Origin of the sequence: Nocardia wallacei, from assembly GCF_029869545.1 — a bacterium.
Taxonomy (GTDB): Bacteria; Actinomycetota; Actinomycetes; order Mycobacteriales; family Mycobacteriaceae; genus Nocardia; species Nocardia wallacei_A.
This window is the reverse complement of the sequence record NZ_JARWQD010000232.1, coordinates 1-6,855: the sequence shown is the minus strand read 5'-3', so window position 1 is coordinate 6,855 and position 6,855 is coordinate 1. Positions and strand designations below refer to the sequence as shown.

General features: G+C 69.7%; 9 protein-coding genes. 3 read left to right on the top strand and 6 right to left on the bottom strand.

Annotated elements, in window-relative coordinates; all coding sequences use genetic code 11:
• The 3 genes from QH290_RS19685 to QH290_RS19675 form a co-directional block, all read right to left on the bottom strand.
• Window positions 1-866 (bottom strand): phosphoketolase family protein (locus tag QH290_RS19685; RefSeq protein WP_483244249.1); only part of this gene is annotated, 866 nt, incomplete at its 3' end.
• A 190-nt stretch (window positions 867-1,056) separates the two neighbouring features.
• Window positions 1,057-1,335, bottom strand: coding sequence for a microaggregate-binding protein 1 (mbp1, locus tag QH290_RS19680; protein ID WP_425301786.1), 279 nt, complete (start codon window positions 1,333-1,335; stop codon window positions 1,057-1,059).
• Between the two features lie 66 nt (window positions 1,336-1,401).
• Entirely contained in the window at window positions 1,402-1,920 is a 519-nt protein-coding gene (locus QH290_RS19675) for a DUF6328 family protein (RefSeq protein ID WP_280384405.1), read from the bottom strand.
• A gap of 128 nt (window positions 1,921-2,048) precedes the next feature.
• Between QH290_RS19675 and QH290_RS19670 the strand changes: the two genes are divergently transcribed.
• Both QH290_RS19670 and QH290_RS19665 read left to right on the top strand, forming a co-directional pair.
• Window positions 2,049-3,542, top strand: coding sequence for an FAD-dependent oxidoreductase (locus QH290_RS19670; protein WP_280384403.1), 1,494 nt, complete (start codon window positions 2,049-2,051; stop codon window positions 3,540-3,542).
• A 116-nt stretch (window positions 3,543-3,658) separates the two neighbouring features.
• Complete coding sequence (locus tag QH290_RS19665) at window positions 3,659-4,000, top strand: hypothetical protein (protein ID WP_280384401.1); 342 nt, start codon at window positions 3,659-3,661, stop codon at window positions 3,998-4,000.
• A 107-nt stretch (window positions 4,001-4,107) separates the two neighbouring features.
• Here QH290_RS19665 and QH290_RS19660 read toward each other — a convergent pair whose 3' ends face one another.
• Entirely contained in the window at window positions 4,108-4,644 is a 537-nt protein-coding gene (locus tag QH290_RS19660; RefSeq protein WP_280267237.1) for a DUF4142 domain-containing protein, read from the bottom strand.
• Between the two features lie 506 nt (window positions 4,645-5,150).
• Here QH290_RS19660 and QH290_RS19655 point away from each other — a divergent pair.
• Entirely contained in the window at window positions 5,151-5,366 is a 216-nt protein-coding gene (locus QH290_RS19655; protein ID WP_280267238.1) for a hypothetical protein, read from the top strand.
• 107 nt (window positions 5,367-5,473) lie between these two features.
• Here QH290_RS19655 and QH290_RS19650 read toward each other — a convergent pair whose 3' ends face one another.
• Together QH290_RS19650 and QH290_RS19645 are read right to left on the bottom strand one after the other, a co-directional pair.
• Window positions 5,474-6,364, bottom strand: coding sequence for a helix-turn-helix domain-containing protein (locus QH290_RS19650; RefSeq protein WP_280384398.1), 891 nt, complete (start codon window positions 6,362-6,364; stop codon window positions 5,474-5,476).
• A gap of 93 nt (window positions 6,365-6,457) precedes the next feature.
• Window positions 6,458-6,691: a DUF397 domain-containing protein gene (locus QH290_RS19645; protein WP_280266881.1), complete on the bottom strand. Its 234-nt coding sequence runs from the start codon at window positions 6,689-6,691 to the stop codon at window positions 6,458-6,460.
• Window positions 6,692-6,855: the final 164 nt, after the last annotated feature.

Here is a 6,855-nt window from a genome sequence, read left to right as displayed (position 1 = left end):
CCGCGGCCCCCCGGGCGGGGCCTGGACCTGCGCTCGGGGCGCCCCCGGTTTATACGGGCCCGCGCGGCGCGGCCCCCGGCCCGCCCCTCGGCGATGCGGTCGAAGGCGCCCTCCAGCGCCGCGGCGTACTGCTCGTGCACCTTGGCCGGATGGTCGCCCGCCACCACGACGGGCGCCCAGCCGTGCGCGCGCAGCAGGGCGATCAGATCCTCGCGCCGCATCCGGCCCGGCACCGTCGGATTGGCGATCTTGTACCCGTTCAGATGCAGGATCGGCAGCACCGCGCCGTCCTGGGTGGGGTGCAGGAACGCCGGGGCGTGCCAGCTCGCCGCCAGCGGCCCGGTCTCGGCCTCGCCGTCGCCGATCACGCACGCCACCGTCAGCTCGGGATTGTCCAGCGCCGCACCCGTGGCGTGCGCGAGGGAATAGCCCAGCTCGCCGCCCTCGTGAATGGAGCCGGGCAGGTGCGGCGAGGCGTGGCTGGGCCCGCCGCCGGGAAAGGAGAACTGCCGGAACAACTCTCGCATCCCGGCGAGATCGCGCTGCGCGCCGGGATGCCGTTCGCCGAAGCTGCCCTCCAGCCACGCCGCGGCGTTCAGGCCCGCCGCGCCGTGCCCGGGACCGGCCACGAACAGCATCGAGTGGCCGTCGCGCGCGATCAGGCGGTTCAGGTGCGCGTAGGTCAGGGTCAGGCCCGGCACGGTGCCCCAGTGCCCGAGCAGTCTGCCCTTGAGGTGGTCGGTGCGCAGCGGCTCGGTGAGCAGCGGATTGTCCAGCAGGTACAGCTGACCGACCGACAGATAGTTCGCCGCCCGCCACCACGCGTCGACGAGTTCCAGATCTCCGGCAGGCGTCACGGATCCCACTCCCTCCGCGGATATCGGTCCGGGCGGCCGTGCCGCCGGTCGTGCGCGGTGCGCACCTCGCGTCCGGGACAACGGACCTGCTCAGGCGATACCCCCGGCGCGACCACTCACACGTCCCAGCACAGGCATCGAACAGACCGGTTGCCCGGCATCGCTGCCGGGCAACCGAATATTCGCGGGTGTCGGCGGGTCAGCGGTCGCGCTGGTGCGCGCGCTGGCGCTCCTCGTCGGCGTCGGCCTTGGTCCGTTCCTTCTCGGCCTGGGCCTCCCGCTTGGCGGCCTCGCGCTCGGACTCCGCCCGCTCCTGCTGGGCGCGGCCCTCCTCGCGCAGCGAGTCGTTGTCGAAAACCGCGCCGGCGGTTTCCTTCGCCTTGCCCTTGGCGCCTTCGACAACGCCCTCGATGCCCTCTCGGACGCCACTCTTGTCGTGCTCGGTCATGACATTCACCTCCAGAATGTCGTTCATCATGGGCATTCGGGTGCTACCCGGGCGCGTCCACTCGAAACACACTGTGCGCCAGTGTGATTCATACCATCATTCGTCAGGGGGGCCGGATTCGCGGCGCTGCCGCCACGGCTGCACCACCCAGACGGCGACGAACAGCACCGCGCAGGCCGTCCCCGCCACCGCGGCCGGAACCGGCCCGGCCACGAACCCGAAGATCAGCACCATCACCCCGGTCAGGGCGATGCCGAGCAGGGCGAGCCCGGCGATCGCGAACCGATGCGCATCGGCCACGGCCCGCGCCAGCCGATGCCGCCGGAACAGCACCCGGTGCGCCGACACCGGCGCCACCAGGAACACCGTCGCGGCGACCGACGCGGTCACCGTCGCCAGGTACAACCACCGCATCGGCGTCGACAGCTCCTCGAACCGCTGCTGGAACGGCACGGTCAGCAGCAGTCCCGTCAGCAGTTGCACACCGGTCTGCACGACGCGGGTCTCCTGGATCAGGACGGCCCACTGCCGATCGAGCCGCTGCGTCTCGGTCTCGTGGCGCGCCCGCCAGTTCCACGTCCGGCCGCCGGTGGCCGGATCGCCGGTCGCAGCCACAATGTCGTCCCTTCACTGTCGTCCGACGTGGACATTGGTCGCGTACCCACCGCGCAAGCACTCAATCGGCAATCGGTGCGGTGCCCCGCGCCGACGTTTCGACCCCGGAACCACGGCTATCCGGACGCATGACCTCGATCTGGCTGCACAATCCCCGTCCCCCCGTCCATTCCCCGCTCCCCCCTGGTCACCGCTACGACGTGGTCGTGGTCGGCGGCGGGCTGACCGGCCTGACCACGGCGCTCCTGCTGGCCGAACAGGGCGTGGAGGTGGCGGTGCTCGAGGCCCGCCGCCTGGGCGCGGTCACCACCGGGCACACCACCGGCAAGATCAGCCTGCTGCAGGGCACCCGCGCGAGCGCGATCGCCCGCCGCCACGGCATCGCGGTGCTGCGCGACTACCTGGCCGCCAATCGCGAGGGGCAGCAATGGCTGCTGCGCTACTGCGTCGAGCACGACATCCCGGTACAGCGCGAGGCGGCGATCACCTACGTGCAGTCCGCCGACGACACCGAGCTGGTCCGGGCCGAACTGTCCGCGACCCGCAAGGCCGGACTGCCCACCTATTTCGTCGACGACCTCGGGGTGCCGTTCCCGAACCACGGCGCGGTGCGGCTGGACGACCAGGCCCAGCTCGACGCGATCGCCGTGATCGATGCGCTCGCCGCGGATCTCGACGCCCGCGAGGTGCCGATCTTCGAGGGCACCAGGGTGCACGGCGCCCGCTCGCGCGGCGATCGGATATTGCACACCGACCAGGGCGACGTGGCCGCGCACACCATCGTCCTGGCCACCGGCACACCGATTCTCGATCGCGGCGGCTTCTTCGCCCGGCTCTCCGCCCAGCGCTCGTACGCCGCCGCGTTCCGGGTCGCCGAGCCGCTGCCGCGCGGGATGTATCTCAGCGCGGATACGCCCGTGCGCTCGCTGCGCTACGTCCCCGACGAGCATGGCGATCTGCTCCTGGTCGGCGGCAACGGCCACGAGGTGGGCCGCACCCGCTCGGCCCGCGCCCACGCCGACGAGCTCACCGCCTGGGCCCGGTCCTGGTTCCCGACCGCCGAACCGCTGTACCAGTGGTCGGCCCAGGACTACCGGCCGACCGCCCAGCTGCCCTACGCCGGGCCGATCCGCCCCGGAGACCACCGCGTTCTGGTGGCGACCGGATACGCCAAATGGGGCCTGGCCAATGCCGTGGCCGCGGCCCATGTGCTGGTCGCCGACATCGTGGGCAAGCGGCCGCCGTGGGCGTCCGCCTTCGCCGCGTGGAATCCTCGCGAACTGGCGGCCCTGCCCACGCTGTTGCGCGACAACGGCGCGGTGGGCGCGCGACTGTCGGCGGGCTGGGCCGGTGCCCTCGTGCCGCGCCGGGGTAGCGCGGACCCGCCGCCCGAGGGCAGGGGCCGCGTCGAGCGCCGCGGCTGGTCACCGACCGCCGTCAGCACCGTCGACGGCCGCACCTGCCGCATCTCGGCGGTGTGCCCGCATCTGGGCGGCATCCTCGCCTGGAACGACGCCGAGCAGACCTGGGACTGCCCGCTGCACGGCTCCCGGTTCGCCGCCGACGGCACGCTGCTCGAGGGCCCGGCCACGCGCGCGGCAGCCGGTGCCGAGCGCGATTAGCCCGAGTATCACCGGGTAGGCCCCGAACAGGGTTCGGTTCGTCCGGACGGCGCCCTGCCGCCGCACCGGCGGCGTCGACCGTTCCCGCACTGCAGCACACAGGAAGGACAGCGCTGATGTCCGGCACCTCAGAGACTCCCGATCCCACGTTCTCCGATCTGCCCGGCGCCGGTCGGCGCCGCCGCTACTCCCCCGACACCCGGCGCACCAGCCGCTCACGCGCGGGCGAGTCCGTTGCCGACGCCCGCAATTGGCCCGGCATGGTGCTGGTGGGAGTCGGCCTGGTCACGCTTGCCGCGACGCTCACCGCCGCGGGATACGGGTTCATCGGCTGGACCGTACTCGGAGCCCTGGTCACCGCCGCCTGCTTCGTGGTGGGCGGAACCATCATCGCCGCCGAGCACCGCCGCATCCGCACCCGCGACGGCAGCAGATTGCGCGACCCCAGCGGCCACTGACCGACTCGCCGCCCACCACCACTCGCGGGGAATGGACGGCGGGCGGCTCGCCACCCGCAGACCGCCCGCCCGCCGGATGTACCGGCGGGCGGGCGATCGGCGGCGGGTCAGCACTCGGTCAGTGCCTCGCGTACCTCCTCCAGATGTTCCTCGATGAGCGGCGCGGACTGCTCGGCCACGCCCCGCACGTCCGGGGACTGCCCCGCGGCCAGTTCGCGCTCGGCGTTCTGCAGGGCGGCGGTATGCCCCTTCTCCTGAGCCTGCAGCCAGGCGATATCGAAGTCGCGCCCCGTCTTCGGGGCCGTGTCCAGCACCGTTTGCGCCTGCTCGGCGGTCGGGGTGACCGGCAGCGCTACCCCGTTGCGGGCGGCCGCCGCGGTCACCATCCCGTCCAGGCGGGTGTGGTCGGCGACCAGCGTCGGCGCCAGCTCCTGCACCTCCCGGCACGAGGCCATGGCGGTCGCCCGGCCGCCCATGGCGATCTCCGCCATATGGGACTGGTGCGCGGCCATCAGGAAATCCCGGTCCACCGGCGTAGCCGTAGGTTGCGCACCTGCCACGCCCGCGGCACCGGACCCGAGCACCAGCACCGACGCGCCCGCGGTCAGCGCCCGGCGCAGCGGAATCCGTCGCAGCGTTCGCATGCTTCCTCCTTCGTCGAAACGGGCTCCCCCGCTTCGCGATTGCCCATGATCGGCGCGATTACGCACGCCGTCCGCACTCCGAGACGAACTTTCTCGGACCGCATTCACACACGCTTCGCACGCCCGCAAATACCTGGAACCGGACAGCAAGATCGCCACTGCGACGGCTCCGGCCGCTCCGGCACGGCCATCGCCGCTATCCAGCTCGTGTGTGACGGCCGTACCGGTCTCATCGCTTGGACCGACCGGGCAATCCGACCGGGGTATCGGCAACGAATAGCAACTACCCAGCACCCGAAAAGCACTCTGCGACTGCAACTTCGATGTTGCAGATGTACTTGCATCTGCTCGCTACACCGACTTAGACTCCTTTTGCAAGGCAGTACAGGGGACTACCAGTAAGCCGTTGGGCGAACCGGAGGTAAAGAAAGTTGCCCCCGTTTCCTCTCGGCCTGGCGTCAGGGGCTCGAATGAACCAGCCAATGGGTCTCGGTCGGCTCGGACTTATGGATAGGGACCGGCCTGAGCAGCACATCTACTCGCGGGAAACCGCGACACGTTTCGTCATCGATGCGGTCGAAGCCACGGGCGCGGCCACTCGTGACGATTTCGATATCGATCGCATCGTCGCCACCGCGCACGCCCTGGTGAACGATTGGGATTTCGACTCGATGCAACCGGAAGCCTTCTGGCGCATCGCATCCAGCTGTATCCGGCAGTGATACGGCGGCGGCCGAGTGCGGCCCACCGAGACGATATCCACTCCGGGCGACCGTCGGCCACTCGCTGACGGTCGCTCTCATCGTTCGATACCGCCTCGGGTGTCGGCTCACGCCAGCGCTGCCGCGGCTTCCTTCAATACCGTGCGCGACCGCGCCGGCGCCTCGGCCTGCACGCTGAGCCGATCCATGACCTGCCGGTACAGCTCCAAGTCCTGCTGCCGGTCCAGATACAGCGCGCTGGTCAGCTGTTCCATGTAGACGATGTCGGGCAGTTCCTGTTCGGCGAAGCGGAGCATGGTGAAGGAACTACCGGCCGCGGCGTGCCCACCCGCGGAGTACGTCAGCACCTGAATCGTCACGTTGGGCCGGGCCGACATCTCGATCAGGTGCTCGAGCTGCGCCCGCAGCACGTCTTTACCGCCGATCGGCCGGTGCAGCACCGCCTCGTCGATCACGGCCCACAGCGTCGGCCCGCCGCGGCGCTCGAGGATCTCCTGCCGACGCTTGCGCAGTTCGACACGACGCGCCGTCTCGGAGTTCTCGTGGCCGAGCGCCACGATCGCGCGCATGTACTCCTCGGTCTGCAACAGGCCCGGAACGAGCTGCGCCTCAAAGGTTCTGATCGATTTCGCGGCGTGCTCGAGTCCGAGATAGGTCTCGAACCAGGGCGGTAGCAGATCGCTGTACCGGTGCCACCAGCCCGGCTGGTTCGCCATGCGAACCAGATCCAGGAACATCTCGCGCTGCTCGGGATCCTGGACGCCGTACAGCGTCAGCAGATCTCGAATGTCGCGTTCCTTGAATCCGGTACGCCCGAGTTCGAGCCGGCTGATCTTGGCGTGCGAACCGCGAATGTGCTCACCCGCGCCCTCGCGGGTGATTCCGGCTTCTTCTCGTAGTTTGCGGAGTTGTCCCCCGACCGCGATCCGAAGCGCAGTCGGACCGCGGTGGGCGACAAGGGAATACGCGTGGCCGCTACGGACGGGCTCTGCGATCATGAGTGCTACTCCGATGCTCGACGATCACCAGCAGCGAGGGCCTCGACCGCGTATCGTCGCGAACCGCACCGCGCCGAACGCCAATGTTACCGCTCAGCTAGCCAGATCGTCGAACTCCCCACTCTTCGCGCCCCGGAGAAATGCGTCGATCTCGGGGCGAGTGTAAACGAGAACCGCGCCTTCGGGGTCGCGCGAGTTGCGTACGGCAATCAAACCGTTGGCCAGAGTGGCCACTTCGACGCAGTTTCCGCTCGGGTTGCTGAACGAGCTCTTGCGCCAACTCAGTTCAGACGGGCGACCAACACCCATCGCCGTTGTATCGGACATTGCTGTCTCCCTGCTCGGTGGTGTCGGCCCCCCCCCCCGGGGGGGGGGGGCCGGGGGTTGGAATTTTTGGGGAAAATTTTTTTAAATTTTAAACCCCACAACAACCAAAAAAACCCCCATTGGCACGAAAGAACCCCACCCATTTTACGGAACCGAAAAAGCGG

Coding starts and splice junctions, on each gene's coding strand:
- QH290_RS19660 (WP_280267237.1), bottom strand. CDS start 4,644: ATGCGAACGCTGCGACGGATTCCGCTGCGCCGGGCGCTGACCGCGGGC.
- QH290_RS19665 (WP_280384401.1), top strand. CDS start 3,659: ATGTCCGGCACCTCAGAGACTCCCGATCCCACGTTCTCCGATCTGCCC.
- mbp1 (WP_425301786.1), bottom strand. CDS start 1,335: ATGATGAACGACATTCTGGAGGTGAATGTCATGACCGAGCACGACAAG.
- QH290_RS19670 (WP_280384403.1), top strand. CDS start 2,049: ATGACCTCGATCTGGCTGCACAATCCCCGTCCCCCCGTCCATTCCCCG.
- QH290_RS19645 (WP_280266881.1), bottom strand. CDS start 6,691: ATGTCCGATACAACGGCGATGGGTGTTGGTCGCCCGTCTGAACTGAGT.
- QH290_RS19655 (WP_280267238.1), top strand. CDS start 5,151: ATGGATAGGGACCGGCCTGAGCAGCACATCTACTCGCGGGAAACCGCG.
- QH290_RS19650 (WP_280384398.1), bottom strand. CDS start 6,364: ATGATCGCAGAGCCCGTCCGTAGCGGCCACGCGTATTCCCTTGTCGCC.